This window comes from Carnobacterium sp. CP1 (assembly GCF_001483965.1).
Taxonomy (GTDB): Bacteria; Bacillota; Bacilli; order Lactobacillales; family Carnobacteriaceae; genus Carnobacterium_A; species Carnobacterium_A antarcticum.
This window is the reverse complement of record NZ_CP010796.1, coordinates 1633736-1655034: the sequence shown is the minus strand read 5'-3', so window position 1 is coordinate 1655034 and position 21299 is coordinate 1633736. Positions and strand designations below refer to the sequence as shown.

General features: G+C 37.3%; 19 protein-coding genes and 1 pseudogene. 17 read left to right on the top strand and 3 right to left on the bottom strand.

Features of this window, described 5'->3' with window-relative positions:
* Window positions 1-364 precede the first annotated feature (364 nt).
* From gap to NY10_RS07755, 5 genes are all read left to right on the top strand, one after another.
* Entirely contained in the window at window positions 365-1375 is a 1011-nt protein-coding gene (gene gap / locus NY10_RS07775; RefSeq protein ID WP_058919436.1) for a type I glyceraldehyde-3-phosphate dehydrogenase, read from the top strand.
* Between the two features lie 596 nt (window positions 1376-1971).
* On the top strand, window positions 1972-3588 hold the full coding sequence (locus NY10_RS07770; RefSeq protein WP_231726719.1) for a purple acid phosphatase family protein: 1617 nt from the start codon (window positions 1972-1974) through the stop codon (window positions 3586-3588).
* Window positions 3589-3715: 127 nt separating this feature from the next.
* On the top strand, window positions 3716-4168 hold the full coding sequence (locus NY10_RS07765; protein ID WP_058919434.1) for a MarR family winged helix-turn-helix transcriptional regulator: 453 nt from the start codon (window positions 3716-3718) through the stop codon (window positions 4166-4168).
* 14 nt (window positions 4169-4182) lie between these two features.
* Complete coding sequence (locus NY10_RS07760; protein WP_156413280.1) at window positions 4183-4695, top strand: GNAT family N-acetyltransferase; 513 nt, start codon at window positions 4183-4185, stop codon at window positions 4693-4695.
* Between the two features lie 170 nt (window positions 4696-4865).
* Window positions 4866-5699: a histidinol-phosphatase HisJ family protein gene (locus NY10_RS07755; protein WP_058919433.1), complete on the top strand. Its 834-nt coding sequence runs from the start codon at window positions 4866-4868 to the stop codon at window positions 5697-5699.
* A gap of 398 nt (window positions 5700-6097) precedes the next feature.
* Here NY10_RS07755 and NY10_RS07750 read toward each other — a convergent pair whose 3' ends face one another.
* Window positions 6098-7483: a M24 family metallopeptidase gene (locus tag NY10_RS07750; protein ID WP_082664217.1), complete on the bottom strand. Its 1386-nt coding sequence runs from the start codon at window positions 7481-7483 to the stop codon at window positions 6098-6100.
* The gene (locus NY10_RS07745) at window positions 7473-8267 is read right to left on the bottom strand and encodes a DeoR/GlpR family DNA-binding transcription regulator (RefSeq protein WP_231726718.1); all 795 of its coding nucleotides are present in this window, start codon (window positions 8265-8267) and stop codon (window positions 7473-7475) included. Before NY10_RS07745 ends, NY10_RS07750 begins: the two co-directional genes overlap by 11 nt.
* 208 nt (window positions 8268-8475) lie before the next feature.
* Here NY10_RS07745 and NY10_RS07740 point away from each other — a divergent pair, with 208 nt between their 5' ends.
* The 6 genes and pseudogenes from NY10_RS07740 to NY10_RS12610 all read left to right on the top strand — a co-directional run.
* Complete coding sequence (locus NY10_RS07740; protein ID WP_058919430.1) at window positions 8476-8892, top strand: RrF2 family transcriptional regulator; 417 nt, start codon at window positions 8476-8478, stop codon at window positions 8890-8892.
* Between the two features lie 71 nt (window positions 8893-8963).
* Window positions 8964-9551 carry a class I SAM-dependent methyltransferase gene (locus NY10_RS07735; RefSeq protein ID WP_058919429.1) on the top strand — a complete coding sequence of 196 codons (588 nt, stop codon included), beginning with the start codon at window positions 8964-8966 and terminating at the stop codon, window positions 9549-9551.
* Window positions 9552-9732: 181 nt separating this feature from the next.
* Window positions 9733-10179 carry a MarR family winged helix-turn-helix transcriptional regulator gene (locus NY10_RS07730; RefSeq protein WP_082664216.1) on the top strand — a complete coding sequence of 149 codons (447 nt, stop codon included), beginning with the start codon at window positions 9733-9735 and terminating at the stop codon, window positions 10177-10179.
* An 18-nt stretch (window positions 10180-10197) separates the two neighbouring features.
* The gene (locus NY10_RS07725; protein WP_058919428.1) at window positions 10198-11934 is read left to right on the top strand and encodes an ABC transporter ATP-binding protein; all 1737 of its coding nucleotides are present in this window, start codon (window positions 10198-10200) and stop codon (window positions 11932-11934) included.
* Window positions 11924-13810 carry an ABC transporter ATP-binding protein gene (locus NY10_RS07720; RefSeq protein WP_058919427.1) on the top strand — a complete coding sequence of 629 codons (1887 nt, stop codon included), beginning with the start codon at window positions 11924-11926 and terminating at the stop codon, window positions 13808-13810. Before NY10_RS07725 ends, NY10_RS07720 begins: the two co-directional genes overlap by 11 nt.
* A 91-nt stretch (window positions 13811-13901) precedes the next feature.
* Window positions 13902-14009, top strand: a pseudogene (locus NY10_RS12610) (class 1b ribonucleoside-diphosphate reductase subunit beta); the annotation flags it as partial.
* 158 nt (window positions 14010-14167) lie between these two features.
* Here NY10_RS12610 and NY10_RS07715 read toward each other — a convergent pair.
* Window positions 14168-14869, bottom strand: coding sequence for a Crp/Fnr family transcriptional regulator (locus NY10_RS07715; RefSeq protein WP_058919426.1), 702 nt, complete (start codon window positions 14867-14869; stop codon window positions 14168-14170).
* A gap of 205 nt (window positions 14870-15074) precedes the next feature.
* Between NY10_RS07715 and NY10_RS07710 the strand changes: the two genes are divergently transcribed.
* The 6 genes from NY10_RS07710 (at window position 15075) to NY10_RS07685 (ending at window position 21282) form a co-directional block, all read left to right on the top strand.
* Window positions 15075-16205 carry an acyl-CoA dehydrogenase family protein gene (locus tag NY10_RS07710; protein ID WP_058919425.1) on the top strand — a complete coding sequence of 377 codons (1131 nt, stop codon included), beginning with the start codon at window positions 15075-15077 and terminating at the stop codon, window positions 16203-16205.
* Between the two features lie 5 nt (window positions 16206-16210).
* Window positions 16211-17005, top strand: a complete 795-nt coding sequence (locus NY10_RS07705; RefSeq protein ID WP_058919424.1) for an electron transfer flavoprotein subunit beta/FixA family protein — start codon at window positions 16211-16213, stop codon at window positions 17003-17005.
* A gap of 15 nt (window positions 17006-17020) precedes the next feature.
* Window positions 17021-17989 carry an electron transfer flavoprotein subunit alpha/FixB family protein gene (locus NY10_RS07700; protein WP_058919423.1) on the top strand — a complete coding sequence of 323 codons (969 nt, stop codon included), beginning with the start codon at window positions 17021-17023 and terminating at the stop codon, window positions 17987-17989.
* 645 nt (window positions 17990-18634) lie between these two features.
* Complete coding sequence (locus tag NY10_RS07695) at window positions 18635-18868, top strand: heavy-metal-associated domain-containing protein (protein WP_058919422.1); 234 nt, start codon at window positions 18635-18637, stop codon at window positions 18866-18868.
* Between the two features lie 31 nt (window positions 18869-18899).
* Window positions 18900-19193 carry a hypothetical protein gene (locus NY10_RS07690; protein ID WP_058919421.1) on the top strand — a complete coding sequence of 98 codons (294 nt, stop codon included), beginning with the start codon at window positions 18900-18902 and terminating at the stop codon, window positions 19191-19193.
* Window positions 19194-19371: 178 nt separating this feature from the next.
* Window positions 19372-21282 (top strand): heavy metal translocating P-type ATPase, encoded by a 1911-nt coding sequence (locus NY10_RS07685; RefSeq protein WP_058919420.1) that lies wholly within the window; start codon window positions 19372-19374, stop codon window positions 21280-21282.
* Window positions 21283-21299 lie beyond the last annotated feature (17 nt).

Here is a 21299-nt window from a genome sequence, read left to right as displayed (position 1 = left end):
GTAGAAATTCTATTTTTAGTTGTGCTTTTTCAACTAAAGCAATCAATTTATTGATACATTTGAAAGTAACTGTTTGGAATATATAGCATAAAAAGAGAACCGCTTATATGCGGTTCTCTTTTTATGCTTGAAAAATAACGGTCTTAACTCGCTGGAATCCGCATCTTAATACTGATATAGACTAGGAAAATCCGGGAAACTTTTAATATAATTCTGCCCCATTTTTCATTGTTATTCCTTCATGGAAAGTGTTTGTAGAACGGACTGTGCCTAGCAGCCAAAACGAATGAAGCATACAATTGGAAACTTTGTTGTAAAAGCGTTACCATAAAAATAGATACAAATAAAGAAGGAGGAAATATTGATGTCGATAAAAGTAGCGATTAATGGATTTGGACGTATTGGACGTTTGGCATTGCGTCGGATGTTGGAAAAGGACACAGACTTAGAGGTTGTCGCAATCAATGACTTGACGAATAATGACGACTTGGTTTATTTGCTAAAATACGATACGGCACAAGGCCGGTTCCCGTATGATGTAGAAGTTGGGAACGATGCGATTGTGGTAGATGGGAAAAAAATCAAATCGTTTGAAGAAAAAGATGCTAGTCAGTTACCATGGGGCGATTTAGGCATCGACATTGTCTTGGAATGTACTGGTTTTTATACTTCAGCGAAAAAATCACAAGCCCATTTGGATGCAGGTGCAAAACGTGTCTTAATCTCTGCACCGGTAAAAGCTGCGGGAGCGGAAGTAGACAATACTAAAACAATCGTTTATGGTGTGAATCATGATTCGCTTGATGAAAATGACAAAATCGTCTCTGCAGCATCGTGCACCACGAACTGTTTAGCACCAATGGCAAATGTATTGAACAACAAGTATGGAATCGACAGTGCTTTAATGTCAACAATTCATGCGTATACTGCATCGCAAGCATTGCAAGATTCCCCAGGTGGACGTAAAAACCGTGCAGGGGCACAAAATGCTATACCGGCTTCAACAGGTGCTGCCAAAGCGGTAGGGAAAGTTATTCCTGAATTAGATGGAAAAATTGACGGAACGGCTGTCAGAATTCCGACTATTACGGGATCAATGACAGAACTATACTCTGTTTTGAATAAAGAAGTAACAGTGGAAGAAGTAAACGCGGCAATGAAAGAAGCTTCAAACGATGCGTTTCTTTATACTGAAGACGAAATCGTATCTTCAGACGTTATCGGAGTACCTGCTGGCTCAATTTTTGATGCCACTCAAACAAAAGTAATCGAAGGCACTAAGGGACAATTAGTCAAAACGGTTGCTTGGTACGATAACGAGTATGGCTTTGTGTCTAACATGGTAGGTACTTTAGAACATTTTGCTGCTATTTAAACAACAGGCTAATTAACGGGGAGCAGAAAGCTTCCCGTTTTTTTGTGTTTCAAAACGTTAATATTATACATACCAATGCTTAAAGGCACTTTTAAATTTTAAAGAGTGCCATTTTATATTGATTCTATTTTCCACGAAACGTTCATATTGAAATCAAAAAGTATGTACAAATCCTCAGTTTTGGAAGCACCAAACTCAACTTAGAATAGCAATTGCCCAGTGTGAATTCATTCTATTCTTCATAATTGATTGTCAAAAAAAGGACTGTTTATTTGGCAGCTCTTTCTTTGTGTAAATCCATGTTTACTGAATCTTTACGTGTTATTGATCAACACTAAACATTCGTCCTCTACAGTAAGAGTATAGGCTCATTTGATTGAGGGCTTATAAATATATCTTGATTTGGGAGGAAAAGAATTGCATATAAAAAAAAAGTTAATAGATTTTCTGTTCCAAGTATAGCTGCCGTGGTTTTGTTGGTACCGTTTGTGTTAGCCGGCTGCCAAACAAACGCAGCACCAAGCACTTCAGAAACGGCTTCTTCAGTGGTTAGTTCTTCAGGAAATGAGATAGAGTTATTAGAGAGTAAGCCAAAGGTGGCTGAAGTTGAAGCAAACAATGTACCTAACCGTATCATTACGACACTCAATGGAGATACTCAAACTCAAATGGGCTTTAATTGGTATACAACGGATAAATTTGACGATGCCAAAGCGTGGGTAAGTACGTCAGAAGATTTAAGCGATCCATTAATTTTTGAACCAGAAGCTGTCGAAGTGACGAATCAATACGCAGAAAGAACAGAAGACGGTTTTTATATTTATGCAGATTTGGAAATGGATGAAGAAGGAAATCCTGTGGAAGGAGAAAACAGCGAACCCGTTGTGAATGGCTACTACACAGATGAAGGCAAAAGCGGACCGGAATGGACAAGCGGAGATGCAGTCGGTTCGTTAGATTTGGTTGACGTGACAGAATACTCTTATAAGACCTTAGCAACGGATTTAGAGCCGAGCACCACTTACTACTACCAAGTTGGAAGCGAAACGGGCGAAAAGAGCGAGGTGGGAACATTCAATACCTCAGGTGAATCAGGCGATGAATTTACTTTCGTACAATACACCGATACTCAAAATGCTTATTGGAATGAAAATGTCCTCAATGAAGCGGCTTACGGTGCAGATACCATTAAACAAGCTTTGGAAATTGCTGATGCCGATTTTGTGCTGCACACAGGGGATGTCGTGGAAACAGCCGAAGTAGAAGATGAATGGATCGATATATTTTCTCAATCTGAAGAATCTTGGTTGCAGCAGCCGTTAGTCGTTGCCCCAGGAAACCATGATGAATATGCGTTAAAGTATGGCGACTCTCAATTAACTGAGAAATTTAATGAACATGTCAATGTGCCGGTAACAAATGATAAAGTCGATGGCGGATCTTATTACTCGCTTGATTACAATGGCGTACATATCGTAGTCGCTAATACGAACGACAATAAAGTATCTGAAGACAATCCAGAAGGCAAGGCTTTAGGCGAAGAACAATTAGCATGGATCGAAGCAGATATCAAACAAGCTCGTGAAAATGGTGCTGAATGGGTTGTGTTAACTTACCATAAACCGTTGTACTCTAAATCTTATCATTCGCTTCAAGACGAAGATGTTCAAAAAGTCAGAGAAGAATTTATGCAAATGATTGATGAATTAGATGTTGACCTGGCTTTACAAGGACACGATCATGTCATCTCTAGAACGAAGTCTCTGAACTTTGTACCGACAGATGAAAATTTCTCCAATGCTACAATCGACCAGTCAGAAGTTGTTATTGGAGAAGACAATGTCGAATACTACAAGAACCCGTCTGGGACAGTATTTGTATTACCGAACACAGGAGGGACAAAAGCCTATGATGATCTTTACAGCAAATCACTGGAACATGTTCATGAGGTAAGACCGGATTTAGATTGGATGACTCAAGAAGATTTAGATTACTACAACAACCTTTTTGCTTTCGGCGGACAACCGCAAAAAGATGGTGTATTTGCAAATTCGCATTCCAACAATCGGGACTCCACTGTTCAAAACTTTGCCGTTTATAATGTAAATGGAGACGAACTGACAGTAGAAATTTACCAAGTATTTGGCGAGCTGCTGGAAGGCGAAGAACGTGCAGTTGAAAAAGTACATGAATTTGGAATTGTGAAAGAGTAAAAGTACGTAGGTAGAACATAATTTATCAAAAGGGAGAGGACTGCTTATACGGCACCTCTCTTTTTTGTTGTATTTGCAACAAAGTTTTTATACAATAAGAGTGTCAATGATGAAATGAGGGAACGAGATGATAAATATTCTTCGTGATATTGGTGTCATTGCGAGATCGTTAGATTCGATCGCCAATATAGAGTTTAAAGAGTTAAATCTTACAAGAGGACAGTACCTTTATTTGGTAAGAATTAAGGAGAACCCGGGAATTATACCGGATAATTTAAGCGAAATGATAAAAATTGATCGAACCACTGCGTCAAGAGCCATTCGAAAACTTGAGGAACGCGGGTTTATTGAGAAGAGATCCGATTCAGCAAACAAAAAGATAAAAAGATTATTTACTACCAAAAAAGGCGATGAGTTAGCTGATTTTATAATCAAAGAGAATGAATACTCGAATGAAGTTGCTTTAAAGGGTTTGACGGATGAGGAAATCGAGACTTTTTCTCAACTTTTAAGCAAAATCAAACTCAATACTGAACGAGATTGGGGCTTTGTAAAAAAAGGAAATAAAAGGACTTACTGAAGGAGCTGTTAAATTTGGAATTTAAAAAAGGCACATTAGCTGATGTAATGCTGCTTCAGCAAATCAGTATTGAAACATTTACAGATACTTTTAAAGAACAAAATACCGAGGAAGATCTAAAACAGTATTTAGAGAAAGCTTATACTGTTGATCAGCTCAAAAAAGAATTAGCTAATGAGAAATCTTCTTTTTTCTTTTTACAAGATAATGAAGAAACAGTAGGTTATTTAAAAGTAAACGTAGAGGATGCCCAAACAGAGGATATTGCTGAAAGTGCTATGGAAATCGAACGAATTTACATTCGCAGTCATTATAAAAGAAAGGGTTATGGGAAATTCTTGATAGAACAAGCTGAAAGGTTTGCTCAAAAAGCAAACAAAAAGGCTATTTGGTTAGGTGTTTGGGAGGAAAATACAGCAGCTCTAGCCTTTTACAAAGATAGAGGATTTGTTCAGACGAGCTCACACTCCTTTTTCATGGGAGATGACGAACAAACAGATCTCATCATGACAAAACAATTGGTTTAATGGTGAAAGGAATCAAGAATTAACAGGTTGATGAAATAAAGGATAAAAGAAGTACCAACCTATTAACTGTCTAGAGCGATTATAAAAATAGGGGGAAAAGCGATGCGCGATTACCATACAGCAAAGAATGGCGAATAAAAAAATGGATGACTTAAGGGAGTTTTGTTTAGATGGTTTATGCGGATTATCATGTCCATAGCGATTACAGTGACGATTCCTGGTATTTAATGGAAGATGTCGTAAAAGATGCTATTCAGTTAGGTTTAGAGGAAATTTGTTTTACTGATCATGTAGATTATGGGGTCAAACCCGATTGGAAACCAGAGGAAGAGTTTCAAGCAGGTGAGAATAAAGACGTTAAAAATGTTCATTACGAACTTTATTTTTCGGAGCTAGAGAAACTTTCTAAGAAATATGAAAAAAACATAACCATTAAAAAAGGCCTAGAGTTCGGTATGCAAATCCATACAATTCCGCAGTTTGAGAAACTCTATCAGTCTCAAGACTTTGACTTTATTTTGTTATCAGTCCATCAAATTGAAAATAAAGAATTTTGGACAGGAGAATTTCAAAAAGGGCACACACATCGGGAAAGTTACGATAGGTATTACGATGAGATGTATCAATTAGTCACTTCTTATAAAGAGTATAGCGTGTTGGCACATATGGATTTGGTGAGACGTTACCTAGATAAAGAAGTTGATATGTTTGAGTATAGTAAAGATAAAATAGTGAAAATATTAAAAAAAGTGATAGAAGACAATAAAGGAATAGAAATAAACACATCCTCAGTTCGGTATGGAATCAACGGTTTGACGCCTTCTATAGAAATCTTAAAATTGTATCATGAGCTTGGAGGTAAGATCATTACGATTGGCAGCGATAGTCATAAACCAGAACATTTAGGGTTTCACATCAAAGAATCCAAGAAAATTTTAAAAGATATTGGTTATACTCATTTTTGTACTTTTGATAAAATGAAACCTATCTTTCACAAACTATAGAATTTTTGGTATTGTGTTGATTCTCTATTTGTAAAATAGATAGTGAAAAAATGTAGAAGATAGATACTCAATTCCTTTTACGTACCTTAAGTTGGTTGAATTTCTATCGATAAGGCAGGCAAATCCATTTTGCATACCTTAAGTAGGATAAAATTTCTCCCTTAAGGCACGCAAATCAATTTTGCATGCCCTAAAGGAGAAAAAGACTATCATTTAAGTCACGCAAACTTTTTTTGAATAAAATAATGTCTTTAACCTCCTACTTATTTTGGCTAAATCGGTAGGATTCTTCCATATATAATAAAAAATGACACCTTCCTCTTTTTTATACAGGAGAAAGGTGTCATGTTTATTTGTTTATTTTTTTTTAACGAGTAAGTTGAAAGCGAAATTTTAGTTTACGCTTCTTTTGTATAAGCTAGTGTTTTATTCAAGAAGAATGGAGTATAGAAAGCTACAGTATCGCTTAAAGGTAAAATATCATCAGAAAGATCAATGTTGATTACATTTTTGATGTAGTTTCTTCTATCTTCAATACGTTTCCAAACATCTGGATACTGCTGTTTTAACTCGTCTCTCAAAGCTTTATCGGCTATAGCGATTGGTTCTTCAGCGCTTGCACCTGAGTAGCCTGGCACACTTGGAATGATATCCACTTGGAACAGTTGTCCGCTTTTAACTACAGCTTTAGATCCTGGGTAGAATGGAGAAGACATCCACTCGTCATCTCCTGTGTAGTGTCCAGGGTTTAGGGTCCAGCCATAAACGTCAGAAGGGAATACTTTCTCGATCATAGAGTAAAATTCATCGCCAGAAATACCAATGCTGATATTTTCTAACCAAGTTGCATAGGCTGTGAAGTAAGGTTTGCCCAATTTATCCAAATAATCTTTTTGATTCTCTGGCAGTTCTTCTTGAGAAGAAACTACAAATCCAGCACGACTGCTCAAACCGCCTTTGTAGCCTACAGTTATGGAGTAGTTGTCGGACAATTGGGCTTCTTTATCTCTTGGATAAAGAGTCGCATTAGTGAACCGTTGTCCGGCAGCACTAATGGTCGTGACAGTATTTGGTTGTCCATCTTGTGCAAGCAAAGCGCCAATTTCTTTTTCGGTTTTGCCAGCTTCAATTGCTTGTATCGCATTAAACATGCCGATACCTGCTAGAGAAGCACCGTATTCAAAATGAGCAATTTCATTGGCATTATGCGTTGTACGCAAGCCGCCTTCAGGAGAGCTCAAAGAAAACGTGAAGTTCTTTAACTGGCTTCTGTTCGAAACATAGTTTAACAAGCTGTCTATGATATAAAATGGCAAATCAAATAAATCTGCATTATCGTAACTGCTAGAAGTAAAAAGTTTCCAGCCAATGATACCAATTTGAGCATCTGGTTTAATTTGGCTTTCTTCAAAATGATCTTCCAACGTTTTTTCGCCATCCATCGGTTGGTTTGGAAGAGAGAAGAAAGGAACATGGATTGGTTTAGCATCCACTCTAGAATGTTCCGCCAACTTCAGATTTTCATTTCCTAATAATAAATAACTGTCTCCATTAGCATGAATGACTAAGCAAGCTTCTTCGAACCGTGGGATAAAGCCAGTAAAATATTCAAAGTTGGCTCCGTGTTCACGATCGGCATAGATGATCGCCGTATCCATTGAATAGGTTTTCATTTGTTTTAGAAAGTTTTCTTTTCTAGCAGCCATTGTTTCGTCCGTTAATATGACGGATTGCGGGTTAGAGTGTATAGTAGGCAGCGTTACAGTGTTTAAATTAATGTTCATTTTTAATTTCCTCTTTTCTAACAGATTTTATATTGGTTAATTGGTTTATTTCTTTAAATACAGGTTGTTCACTTTCCAAGTCCGTTACGATCATATCAAAGTCGGTAATTTCCCCTACTTTATGGAGATAAGACAAACCAAATTTCTTGTGATCGGCTACGAGCACATTTTTTCTAGATTGTTTCATAATATTCTTTTTGGTAAAAGCATCTTCTCCATTTGGCAGTGTAATCCCTGAGTTAACAGTAATGCCTTCTGTGCCTATAAAGGCAATATCAAAATTGAAATTTTTGACAAAATCAGATGTTTCTAAACCTAAAAAGCCTTTTGAAAGATCTCGATACTTTCCAGGAACACAATGCAGCTGAATGTCCTCAAATTTAGCTAAAGAATTCATAACCAATAATGAATTGGTATAAAACTGACAATTTTCGATATTGAATAATTCTCTGGCAACGGCTAACGTGGTTGTTCCGGTCTCAATAAAAACAGAGCTTCCAGGTTTGACTAAGGTTCGGCAAAATTTGGCAATCATTTTTTTCTCATAAATACTGACTTCTTCTTTGATCGATATTGGGTTTTCAAGTGAGGCATCTTCTCGGTAGATAGCACCTCCATGGACCAATTGGATTTCTTCCCATTTGGCGAGCTCTTTTAAATCTCGATTGATCGTCATCATAGAGACGCTTAGTTCATCAGCTAGTTCTTTTGTAGTAACCTCACCATTGATTTTTACTAAATCGAGGATAAGTTCTTGTCTTTTCGTTTGATTCAATTGAAACACCTCCTTAACTTATCTACTGGTGTTGGTTTCTTCTCATTCATTGTAACATTTAACGGAATAAAAGCAACACATAATAACATATTGTTAGTTTAGTGTTATTTTAAATTTATTTCAAAAAGATGTTTTGACTAAATTATCATTAAATGATAAGATGAAATTTAATTAAGGATAATAAGAGTCTTTAATATCTTTAATAAGGAGGGAAACCATGAAATACTCAAAAGCTACTGATAATGCATTGCACACAATGGTGTATTTAATGACTTTGCCTGAAGGAGATATGATAGGGGTTCAGAGCCTAGCGGAAACACAAAGACTTTCGCCAACCTATTTGTCAAAGATATTAACGAAACTTGCTAAAGCTGGATTAGTAGAATCGACACGGGGAGTTAAGGGAGGATATCGAGTCTCTAAACCAAAAGATAACATCACATTTTTAGATGTCATAAAAGCAATTGAAGGAGACTCTAGTTTGTTCAGTTGTTCTATAAACCATAATCAAGGCTGCATGATTGAGGATGTCATGATAAAAGCAGAACAAAATATGAAAGACGAACTTGAGCATAACTATCTCATTGATATCGTCTCTAAAATGGAAGAAAAGCATATGCATAAAAACAAATAAAATGAAGAACAAGGGACTGTTGGCAGTTTTATCTACGGTGCCAAACAGTTAAATTGAAAAGGAGAATGAATATGAAAAACTATGACCACTCACATCATAAGGGTAATTTTGAAAAGAAAGTCGCGTCTCTAGACAATGCAAAAAGAAGAGAGGAATTCCCGCCAGAACAGTTGCTGAAACAATTTCCAATCAACGCTAACGACACTATTTTAGATATAGGGGCAGGAACGGGATTTTTAACGATACCGGCTGCTAAAGCAACTGATGGTCTGGTCTATGCTCTTGATATAGATCCTAAAATGTTGCAGATCATCCGTTCTAAGGCTGATGAAGAAGGACTTAAAAATATACGAACCATTAAAGAAGAAATGAAAGATTTGCCTTTATCAGCCAATTCAATGGATATTGTTTTAGCTTCGTTAGTCCTGCATGAGATAAATCCTTTACCTGAGATATTACAGTTCATCAACCAAGTCCTTAAAACAAAGGGCACATTTGTATGTGTGGAATTAGAAAAAGAGGAAAATTCAAGTCAGCATCACCCAAGAATAGCTTCAACTGAAATGGAACAACAGCTAAACCGAGCAGGGTTTGAAGTAACCAAGAAATATCATCCGACAGATGCTATTTACGTTATCATTGCTCAAAAGAAAGACTAAGTTGAGACGCTTAATTTTATCTCAAAAATAATATTGATCATGTAAGAGAAAAGCAATGTATTTTTATAAAATTACTTTGAAAAGGTAAGTAGATTTATCTATCTATTTATTTTTTTTTTTGCTAACATAGTTACTTATAGTAACTATGTTAGGTAACTTAATTCGGAAGGAGAGGGAAACAATGGATCATCAACTATCGGAAGAATATATTGATGCCTGTATGTGTGCAAAACAAACGATACAGTTTTTGCCTGAGCCGCCTCTTGAAGTACAAAAGAGGCATATTTATATCATCAAAACATTGTATAACTTGTCAATAAAGTTGGATGAAGTACGCATCAGTGACATTGCTGAGACAATTGGGGTAACGTTGCCGAGTATTACTAAGAATATCACAACGTTAGAAAAACAGGGTTATATCAATAAAGAAGCAAACAAAGAAGATAAGCGAGTGGTAAATATTCGATTAACTAAAAAGGGGTTAGCGTTGCATCAAAAAATGGTCTACGATTTTCATCACAAAAATAGTCAGATTTTAGAAGAAGTTCCGGATGAAGACATCCGCTTGACGATCAAAACGATTTACCGAATACATGATCTAATGGAGCGAGCACATTTGCTCAATTAAAAGAAGAGGAGTACGACAATGTATAAAACATTAATGAAATCATTGCGGCAATATAAGAAACCTGCCTATTTGACCATGCTGTTTATGGCCTTAGAAGTTGCTGTGGAAATCTTCATTCCTTTTCTTATGGCAAAGATTATTGATAGAGGGTTGATGGAAAGGGATATAGCGTATATTTTGAAAATAGGTTCATTAATGTTTGTGATGGCCTGTTTTTCCATGCTGTTTGGAGTATTGGCCGGAAAATTTTCTTCCGATGCGGCAGTAGGACTTTCAACGAATCTTCGTCAAGATATCTACGAAAATATTCAAACCTTTGCATTTGATAACATTGACAAATATTCCTCATCTAGTCTGATTACAAGACTCACAACAGATATTACGAATATTCAAATGGCTTTTCAAATGGTACTAAAAACTATTATTCGCTCGCCATTCATGATTGCATTTGCATTTGCAATGGCATCTTATACAAATTTGAAATTATCTTTGACCATTCTCATCATTGTTCCTATTGTAGCGTTCATTTTGATCGGTCTTATCTATCGTGTGCATCCTTATTTTATAGAAGTTTTCAAAAAATATGATCGATTAAATCAAACCGTACAAGAAGATATTAATGGAGTGCGTGTGGTGAAATCGTTCGTTCGTGAAGAGAAAGAAATTGAAAAATTTAAAAAAGCTTCTGAGGATATTAAATCTCTATTTATGAAGGCAGAAAAAATTATTGCTTTTAATGCTCCGGTGATGCAGATCGCTATTTATTCTTGTTTGCTCCTTGTTTATTGGTTTGGGGCCAAGTATGTTGTCGGCGGAACAATGAGTACGGGTGAGTTAACGAGTTTTATTACTTACATGATGCAAATCTTAACGAGTATTATGATGATTTCCATGATTTTTGTGATGATCGTTATTTCTGAAGCTTCGGTAGAACGGGTTGCTGAAGTTCTGAATGAAAAAGCGACATTGTCAAATCCAGAAAAGCCGCTTACGACAATTGAAAATGGCGACATTGAATTTAAAAATGTTCAGTTTAAATACAATAAACGATCAGAAGAGGCAGATTTAAGTCAGATTAATTTAACCATCAAGTCTGGTGAAACGATAGGGATCATTGGTGGAACGGGTAGTGGAAAGAGTACACTTATTCAGTTGATTCCCAGATTATATGATGCAACTGAAGGAGAAGTATACGTTTCAGGACATGATGTAAAAGACTATGATTTAGTGACGTTGCGTGACCAAATTGCAATGGTATTGCAAAAGAACACATTATTCTCAGGAACGATCATTGAAAATTTGAGATGGGGAGACAAAGAAGCTTCTGAAGAAGAAGTTCAACGAGTTGCCAAATTAGCTCAAGCAGATGATTTTGTTCAAGCCTTTCCAGATAACTATGAAACGGTGTTGGATCAAGGTGGTTCGAATGTTTCCGGTGGTCAGAAACAGCGGTTGACGATTGCGCGCGCATTATTAAAACAACCTAAAATCCTAATTTTAGACGATTCGACCAGTGCAGTAGATACAAAAACAGATGCTTATATTCGAAAAGCATTTACAGAAGAAATTCCGAATACAACAAAAATCATTGTGGCACAGCGCATTTCTTCCATTCAGGATGCTGATCGCATTATCGTATTAGAAGAAGGCAAGATCGATGGCATTGGGACACACGAAGAATTGTTGGAAAACAATATGATCTATAAAGAAGTATTCGATTCTCAAGTAAAGGGAGGGACGATAGTTGAAGAATAACTCGAACGTGAAACCAGCTGTTAGTCCATTAAAAACACTTAAAAGAATTCTTTCATATGCAACGAAGCAATATAAAGTACGGATACTCATCGTAATTGTCAGTATTATCATTAGTGCAGCAACCAATGCAATTGGAATCAGCTTTACGAAAACATTGATTGACGACTATATTGCTCCTCTTCTTACTCAAGAAACGCCTGATTTTTCAAATCTAGCACGTATTATTAGTCTAATGGCACTATTGTATTTGACCGGTGCCCTTTTCACCTATATTTTTAATCGTACAATGGTGACTGTATCGCAGGGAATCTTAAAAGACATTCGGGATGAACTGTTTACGCATATGGAATCTTTGCCGATTCGTTACTTTGATAGCAATGCGACAGGTGATATTATGAGTCATTACACGAATGATATTGATACGCTAAGACAGATGATCAGCCAATCGATTCCGCAAATTTTTTCTGCACTGATTACGATTTTATCAATTATTATTGCGATGTTCATTATTAATATACCGATGACGTTGGTTGTCTTATCTATGATAGGTGTGATGATTGCCGTTGTTCGTACGATCGGTAGTAAAAGCAGCCGTTACTTCTCTATTCAACAAGCTGCATTGGGAACATTGAATGGCTATATAGAAGAAATGATTGAAGGCCAAAAGGTCGTTAAAGTCTTTAACCATGAAGAAGAGGCAATTGCTGATTTTAGTGATTTGAATGAAAACCTAAGAGAAAATGCTACGAAAGCCAATACCTATGCCAATATCTTAATGCCGATCATGGGAAATATTGGGAATTTTATGTATTTATTAACGGCTGTAATAGGATCCATTTTTTCGATTACAGGAATCACGACGCTGACAGTAGGAAGTATCGCGTCGTTTGTTCAATTCACGAAAAGCATTAGCATGCCTGTATCGCAAATTTCGCAACAGTTTAATGCGATCATCTTGTCGTTAGCGGGTGCAGAACGTATTTTTAAACTATTAGCTGAAAAACCTGAAGAAGACACTGGAACAATTGAGTTAGTTAATATCACTAAAAGTGTTGACGGGAAAATCGAAGAATCCAGACAACGCACAGGTGAATGGGCATGGAAACAAACGACTGCTGATCACGAGGTTGCTTATACGGAATTAACGGGAGATGTGCGCTTTAACGGTGTAACGTTTGGGTATAATCCCAATAAAACGATTCTTCACAATATTAATCTATTTGCAAAACCCGGTCAAAAGATTGCGTTTGTTGGGGCAACTGGAGCTGGAAAAACAACGATCACCAATTTGATCAATCGCTTCTATGATATTCAAGAAGGGACCATCACTTATGATGGCATTGATGTCAAAAAAATCAAAAAAGATGCTTTAAGAAAATCATTGGGTATTGTATTGCAAGACACGCATTTATTCTCAGGAACGATCAAAGACAATATTCGTTACGGCAGATTAGATGCCACCGATGAAGAAGTTGAAGCAGCTGCAAAATTAGTCAATGCTGACTTCTTTATCAGACAATTGCCGCATGGTTACGATACTGAATTAACAGGTGATGGCGGCTCGCTTTCTCAAGGACAAAGGCAATTGCTCGCAATCGCCAGAGCTGCAGTAGCAAATCCGCCAGTTCTGATTCTTGATGAAGCAACTTCAAGTATTGATACGCGGACGGAATCGGTTGTTCAAAGCGGAATGGATGCCTTAATGAAGGGAAGAACGGTATTTGTGATTGCCCACCGGCTTTCAACAGTTCGCAATTCAGATGCGATTATGGTGATGGAACAAGGACGAATCATTGAAAGAGGAAACCATGAAGAGTTGATTGCTCAAGAAGGAGAGTATTATCAATTATATACCGGTGCATTTGAAATGAATTAACGAATAATAGACCAAGAAGTAATAGGTTTTTTATGGTGAACATCACAAGGGAGTAATCAGATGAAAAACACAGATACTCAACAATTAGAAAGATGTCAATCCCATTGTTATGAATGAGATATCCAATGAAACAGCTAATCATGATTTCTTTTCACAAGTTGGAGCAAGTTACTTGATGGGCAATGCCGAGATCATGTGAGACGAAGGTTAGGAGTTTTAATACAATAGCCTAATTTCGCTGCTTCGTTAGATCGAAATAGTGTTAGTTAAAAGTATAATATCTAAACTAAAAAAAGTTGCTAATAAATTTTATTAGCAACTTTTTTAGTATTTAAGAATAATGATTAGTTTTATTTTTTATAAAATGTTTAACAATTTAAATTTCCCATATGCAATTTCTTCAATGATTTTTTCTTTTTCTAACCAGGTCAACTCTCGGCTTAACGATTCAGAAGTTGTTCCTAAGTAAGAAGCCAAATCTTTTTTAGCCATGTTTAATTCAACAATGGGCTCTTTTTCTGCAGAATCAACCAAGCTCATTAAAAAGTGCAGCAATCTGTTTCTAACCGTTTCAGTTGTTGCCCAAGCAGTTTGTTGTTCAGAAGTACTCAACCTGTTGGTAATGGCACCTAGCATTTCAATAGAGATACTTGGATGTTCTAATAGTAGCTCACGGAAATCTTCATGTCTAATTGCACAAATAGAACAATCTGATTGCGCTTGCGCAAAGGCTTCATAAACGCCTTTCTTGAATAAAGCCAATTCTCCAGTAAATTCATTTTGATTAACCATTCGTACTAATTGTTCTTTTCCTGTTTCTGATAAACGGTACACACGTAATTTCCCGCTTTTTAAAAAATAAAAGGAATCAGCTATTTCTCCAGGACGATAAATCATCTCTCCATGGAAGAATTGTTTTCGGTGGATTAAGGAATGAACCTTTCCCATTTGTTCAGCTGTTAAGGATTGGAATATAGGAACAGTCTGTATACAGTATTGTTTTTTAGCTTTGCATGCACATTCACAAGTATGATGAGATATTGATTTTCTTTTGTCCATCTTATACTCTCCTCTATTAATACTTTGTATGTCTCTTTAATTTTATCACTTTTCTGCTCTGAAGAATAGACTAAGCAATTATAAACAAAAGAATACTGTTGTACTTGATTTAAATCAAGTACATATGAAAAAAAATACGCTATATTTAGTTTATTGAAGTATTAGGATTTTTCTTGTGTATATTTGAACAAAGGGAGTGTAAAGAATGAGTATAAAATTAACTCAGTCGCAAGTCATGTTACATCAGATGGTTACAGATTTTGCGGATAAAGAAGTAAAACCATTGGATATATTGATTGATAAACAGAGGAATTTCCCTGCAGAATTATGGGATAAATTTGTAAACACCGGGTTTTTAGGCTTAACAATACCAGAAGAATACGGTGGTGCCGGATTTGATGTTATTGCTAGTTCTCAAACAGTTTATGATTTTGCTGTTCGAAATGCCAGCATAGCTTTTACTTTAGAAGGCCATTATAAGTCAGTTGATCAAGTATTAAAATATGGAACAACTGAGTTAAAAGAAAAATATTTACCTCAAGCAAATAATCGGATTTTTGGTTTCTCTTCAACAGAGCCGCAAGGCGGATCTAATGTGATGGGCCATACAGCCAAGGCAGTTAAAGAAGGCGATAAGTGGGTTTTAAATGGCAATAAGACCATGATAACAAATGGCGGATTAGCAGAAGTATATTGTGTGCTTCTTAAAACATCTCCAACAGAGTTATCTTGCTTCCTTGTTGATGAAGATATGCCTGGTTTTAAACATGGAAAAAGAGAGAATTTCATTGGGATGAATGGGACACCTATAGGAGAAATTTTTCTGGAAAACGTTATTGTCAGTGAAGAACACTTGCTTGGAACTGTAGGGCAAGGTGTAGCAATAGGAGACAATGCCCACTATGATGCTCGTATTTTGATGGGTGCGATTGCAGCCGGGATCACTGAACATGCCTTGAATATTGCAATTGATTACGCAAAACAACGTGAAGTGAAAGGCGAGCCTATCACTCAATTGTATTCTATTCAAGAAAAAATCACAGAAATTGCGATTGCCAAAGAGAATACCCAATTGCTTTATCAAGAGGCAGCTAAATTAAAAATAGCAGGTAAACCTTATGCTAAAGTAGCTACCATGGCGAAATCATATGGCAGCCGCGCTTCATACACTGCAGCCGATCATGCTTTACAAGTGCTGGGCGGTTATGGCTACAGCCGAGAATATCCAGTGGAACATTTATTACGTGATGCTCGTGCTTTGCAGCTTGCTGAAGGATCATTAGAAAAAATGATGATTGAAATAGCTAAAGAAGTTGTAAGTGAGGGAAAGGAGTGAGTTCAATGAGCTTAAAGATTGTCGTATGTATTAAACAAGTGCCTGTTTCTAATAACTTGAAAATTGATCCGATTACTAAAAACTTAATTCGCTCAGGAGAACCTGGAGTGATGAACCCTTATGATAAAAATGCCATTGAAGCAGCACTTCGCTTGAAAGATGAGTGGGGAGGAGAGGTTATCTTGTTGTCTATGGGTCCCCCAGATTTTGAGATGACTTTACGACAAGGCTTAGCTATGGGTTGTGATGATGCTGTACTATTAAGTTCAAGAAAGTTCGGTGGAGCAGATACTTTAGCAACAGGCTATGTTTTATCGCAAGCTGTCAAGAAATTGAAAAATGTAGATTTAGTTTTATTTGGACGCCAGTCAGTAGATGCTGATACGAGTCAGGTTGGACCAATCGTGTCTGAATTTTTAGACTGGCCACAAATTACATTTGTTAGTGAACTGCATGGTCACGATAAACAAGTAATGACTGCAACTCGGTTATTAGAGAATATGCAGCAAAAAATTGAGTTCCAATTGCCTGCAGTAGTGACAGTCCGTAGTGAACTGAACGAGCCGCGTTACCCAAATCCTCGCAACATCCAAAAAAGCTATCAAAAAAATATTCGTGTTTGGGATGAAAACAACTTAGCTGTTGACGCTGAGAGAATAGGCTTAAAAGGGTCACCAACAGTCGTGCGTAGTGTATGGGCGCCGGAAAAAGAAGTGAAAGCCACAACATTTCTTGAAGGAACACCTGATGAAGCCATTCGTGAATTATTAATACAAATGAGAGCCAGCAATTTGCTCTAAGAAAGGTTGAGAAAAATGACTAGCCAGGAAATTTGGGTATACGCGGAAAAGCATGTAGGAATCATCCAACCCGTTACCTACCAATTGATAACCAAAGCAAAAGAGATTGCTGGTGATAAAAAGGTTGTTGTGATCTTATTTGAAGCAACTGATAAAAAATTAGAAGATAACATTAAAGAGTACGGTCCAGATGAAATAGTCGTAGTAAAAGATGATCGTTTGAAAGATGCAACCGATTCTGAAATTGCTAGTCTAATGGCAGAGTTAGCAAAACATCGCAAGCCAAATAGTATTCTTTTTGGAGCTACAGTTGTCGGCCGTTCAATTGCACCTCGCTTGCAAGCAAAGCTAAATACTGGTCTGACATCAGATTGCTTAAATCTAACGTTCGATGGCGATTTACTTGTTCAAATAAAACCATCTTATGGTGACAATATTATGTGTGAGATTATCTGTCCGGACCATCGCCCGCAAATGGCTTCCGTACGACCAAATACCTTTGAAGCTAAGAAAAGTAATAGTGAATTAGTTACAGTAACAGAAGTAAGTGATTTGTCTTTTAAAGAAGCAAAACGAGTGAAAATTATAGAAGAAACTCCTCTACTTTCTAAAAGCGACAGTATTGCAAATGCAGATCGAGTAATCGCACTAGGAAGAGGAGCTGCAGATGAAAAAGCTGTTGCTTTGGCAGAAGAACTTGCCCGCAAACTTGGGGCAAAAATCGGAGTGACACGTCCTCTAACAGATCATCCTAAATTTAGTGGAGATGATCAAATTGGACAATCTGGAAATGCTATTGCACCCAGACTATTGATTAATTTGGGTATCCATGGAGCAGTACAGTATACAACTGGAATTGGAAGTGCAGAACTAATCGTGTCTGTTAATAAGGATCCAGAAGCACCCATTTTCCAACATTCAGATTACAGTTACATTGGAGACTCAGTCAGCTTCTTAGAAGGCTTCTTAAAAGTTGTTCAGTAATGATGAGAGACCGTGTGTTATGGTGAAACAATTTTTATAAAAAAAAAAAGCCAAAGGTAAAATGTAAATTTCTACGCCAAACATATTAAGAACAGCAATACATATCCATGACCGTGGATGTGTACTGCTGTTCTTTTTGGTATAGAATAGTATAAAACAATTGTAGGAAAATAGGAAAAAAGCTTTTACCAAAGGGTTCAAAATCTCGCTGCACTCGCTTTGTACGATTCGACGAACCGACTAAAGCTGGAAGTCTCCTGCCTATTACGCTCTGCGTTGCTCCCCAAGCCTGATTTCCTAAATTTCTTTCTAGTCAAAGCGGGCTTATCCTGATTTTTTTATATAGTAGAGGCGAAGATGGGGCCGCTAACACCAGAAGCGGAATGGCACCTTTTTTAGCAGCCGTTCACCAAGTAAACCAACTGCAGCTGTTCGCCTCAATTATTTTCCAAGAAATGATCCAACCGTTTTTTTCTGAAATAAACACGTAAAACAAATGCGAACGCATCCAAATTCAAAAAAAAAATAAAAACTTGATGCGCGTCAATTTTTATTCAGTACAAACCAACTATACTACAAGTGTAAAGAGAAAGAGGCGAAGAAAAAACCTCTACTACAAATAAAAAAATAAAGGGGAAATGAATGATGTCAAAAGCAGTCCTTACATTAGAAGCATTATCTTGTCCAAGTTGTTTGCAAAAAATTGAGAGCGCAGTAAAAGGGTTGAACGGAATCGACAAAGACAGTGTAAAGGTTTTGTTTAACTCCAGTAAAGTAAAAGCCGATTTTGATGCAGATACTCTTTCTATTGAAGAAATTGAAAAAGCAATCATCGACTTGGGCTACCCAGTCCTTAAAACCAAAGTGAAATCTTCTTAAACGAACACAAATCAGAAAGAAGGAATGTATAATGGCACTACTCAATGAAGTGGCAGATAAGTATTTTGAAAAATTAGATATATTTACAGTAGCAATTACACGTGCCCATGGTAAGAACCACCCTGAAGCGTTTGAAGTACGAGAATTGTTCAGTGAAATAAAGGAGAAAATACAAATAGCCGGTTCAACTAAACCCAATTTAGATGCGGAACTCACTCAATTGCGTGAAGTTACAAACAATTACACCATCCCTGGTGATGTTTGCGGAACGTATGCTGCGGTATACAACATGCTTTCTGAAACAGATCAAGCGTACCAAGCTTGATGTATCTTTAAAAAAATGTACGCCCAGAAAGAAACTAACTATTCTTTCTGGGCTTTTTTCTTAATTAACTCCAATGAAATAAATAGAAATTCTCCAAACTTGATGGCCGTCAAGTTATATATTTTGAAATTGTCCTATACTTTACTTAACAACAAAATACACATTGGAGGAAAAAATTATGCAGCATTATATACTAAGTAAGAAAAACCAAATGACATTGATCAGCGGTGTGTTGATCGGACTAGGATTCTTTAGCCATTTTATTTTAGAAAACGTGAGGATCTCTGAATGGTCTTTGATCATCGCTTCTATTTTTGGAGTCGCTCCAATTGCTATCCAAGCGTATCAAGCAATAAAAGTAAAAGTTGTCAGCATTGATTTGCTAGTCACTATCGCTGTCATCGGAGCTTTTTTAATTCAAAATTACGAAGAAGCAGCTATTGTTACTTTCTTATTTTTATTTGGACATTTCTTGGAACAACGCACATTGAATCAAACCCGATCTGCTATCAAAGAATTAACTGAAATGGCACCAGAAAGTGCTTTAAGACAAATGGAAGATGGAGAATTTGAAGAAGTAGACGTGGAGGATGTAGACGAAGGAGAGGTCTTGCTCGTCAAAACCGGCGCAAAAGTCCCAGTAGATGGAACCATCATTTCAGGTGAAGGCCATATTAATGAAGCCAGTATCACAGGGGAATCAGTTCCAGCAAACAAAACAGTTGGTTCAGAAGTCTTTGCAGGCACCATTTTAGAAAATGGAACGATCCAAATTCGTGCTGATCGAGTGGGAGAAGACACGACGTTTGGAAAAATCATTGAATTGGTTGAAGAAGCACAAGATTCTAAATCCGAAGCAGAACGGTTCATTGACCGCTTTGCCAAATACTACACGCCAATTGTCTTAGTACTTGCATTTGTTGTGTGGGTGTTCAGCCAAAACATCGAATTGGCGATTACCATTTTGGTGCTGGGCTGTCCAGGTGCATTGGTTATCGGAGTTCCCGTTTCGAATGTTGCCGGTATTGGAAATGGTGCCCGTAACGGGGTTCTGCTAAAAGGAAGCGAAGTTATTCATGACTTCAGCCGAGTGGATACGATCGTATTTGATAAAACAGGAACATTGACAGTAGGGAACCCAACTGTAGCGGAAACAGAATTTTATGGGAAAGGTGGCACTGAAGTACTTGGTTATTTGGCAAGTGTGGAACGTGAATCCGATCACCCGCTTGCAAAAGCCGTCCTCCAACAAATTGGCGAAACGACTCTTTCTACCGTGGAAGGAACAGAAGTCGTCAAAGGCGGCGGTATTGTGGCAAACGTGAACGGACACCGGCTAGCTATTGGAAATGTTGCATTGATGGAAAAAGAACATGCCGTATTCAGTAAAAAAGCACAAAAAGACGTAGAACGCTTTGAAAAAAATGGCAACTCGTTGGTACTGACAGCGGTCGATGGCGAATTGAAGATTCTGATGGGCATTCGTGATCAAGTCCGCTTGGGAGTAAAAGAAGATCTGCAAGAGTTAAAAAAATTAGGTGTGAAAAACCTGGTTGTTCTTTCTGGCGATAATCAAGGAACGGTGGATGCCGTTGCTCGCGAACTAGGATTAACAGAAGCACATGGACACATGCTGCCGGAAGATAAATCGGCTCATATCGAGAAATTACAAAGAGCAGGCCAAATCGTTGCTTTTGTCGGAGATGGGGTTAACGACAGTCCTTCTCTAGCTTTAGCGGATATCGGAATTGCGATGGGAAATGGAACAGACGTTGCCATTGAAACGTCCGATGTGGTCTTGATGAACTCTGACTTCAGCCGTTTACCGCATGCGTTAGGTTTGGCAAAAGCCACTGCTCTAAATATGAAACAAAATATTATCATTGCAGTCGGTGTGGTCTTAGTCTTATTGGCCAGCGTCTTCTTTAGTGAATGGATGAATATGTCTATCGGCATGCTGGTGCACGAAGGAAGCATCTTAGTTGTTATTTTCAATGGAATGAGACTATTGAACTATCGTTTACAAGGCAAAAGGATCCTCAAGAAAACGAAAACTAACTCAACATCAGAAGCAGCACATACTGCTTAATTTTTTTAAAAGAAAGC

Bases quoted from the DNA above. Each gene is read 5' to 3' on its own strand.
- gap (WP_058919436.1), top strand. From the start codon at position 365: ATGTCGATAAAAGTAGCGATTAATGGATTTGGACGTATTGGACGTTTG.
- NY10_RS07695 (WP_058919422.1), top strand. From the start codon at position 18,635: ATGTCAAAAGCAGTCCTTACATTAGAAGCATTATCTTGTCCAAGTTGT.
- NY10_RS07705 (WP_058919424.1), top strand. From the start codon at position 16,211: ATGAGCTTAAAGATTGTCGTATGTATTAAACAAGTGCCTGTTTCTAAT.
- NY10_RS07740 (WP_058919430.1), top strand. From the start codon at position 8,476: ATGAAATACTCAAAAGCTACTGATAATGCATTGCACACAATGGTGTAT.
- NY10_RS07710 (WP_058919425.1), top strand. From the start codon at position 15,075: ATGAGTATAAAATTAACTCAGTCGCAAGTCATGTTACATCAGATGGTT.
- NY10_RS07725 (WP_058919428.1), top strand. From the start codon at position 10,198: ATGTATAAAACATTAATGAAATCATTGCGGCAATATAAGAAACCTGCC.
- NY10_RS07715 (WP_058919426.1), bottom strand. From the start codon at position 14,869: ATGGACAAAAGAAAATCAATATCTCATCATACTTGTGAATGTGCATGC.
- NY10_RS07735 (WP_058919429.1), top strand. From the start codon at position 8,964: ATGAAAAACTATGACCACTCACATCATAAGGGTAATTTTGAAAAGAAA.
- NY10_RS07750 (WP_082664217.1), bottom strand. From the start codon at position 7,483: ATGAACATTAATTTAAACACTGTAACGCTGCCTACTATACACTCTAAC.
- NY10_RS07685 (WP_058919420.1), top strand. From the start codon at position 19,372: ATGCAGCATTATATACTAAGTAAGAAAAACCAAATGACATTGATCAGC.
- NY10_RS07700 (WP_058919423.1), top strand. From the start codon at position 17,021: ATGACTAGCCAGGAAATTTGGGTATACGCGGAAAAGCATGTAGGAATC.
- NY10_RS07755 (WP_058919433.1), top strand. From the start codon at position 4,866: ATGGTTTATGCGGATTATCATGTCCATAGCGATTACAGTGACGATTCC.
- NY10_RS07730 (WP_082664216.1), top strand. From the start codon at position 9,733: ATGGATCATCAACTATCGGAAGAATATATTGATGCCTGTATGTGTGCA.
- NY10_RS07690 (WP_058919421.1), top strand. From the start codon at position 18,900: ATGGCACTACTCAATGAAGTGGCAGATAAGTATTTTGAAAAATTAGAT.
- NY10_RS07765 (WP_058919434.1), top strand. From the start codon at position 3,716: ATGATAAATATTCTTCGTGATATTGGTGTCATTGCGAGATCGTTAGAT.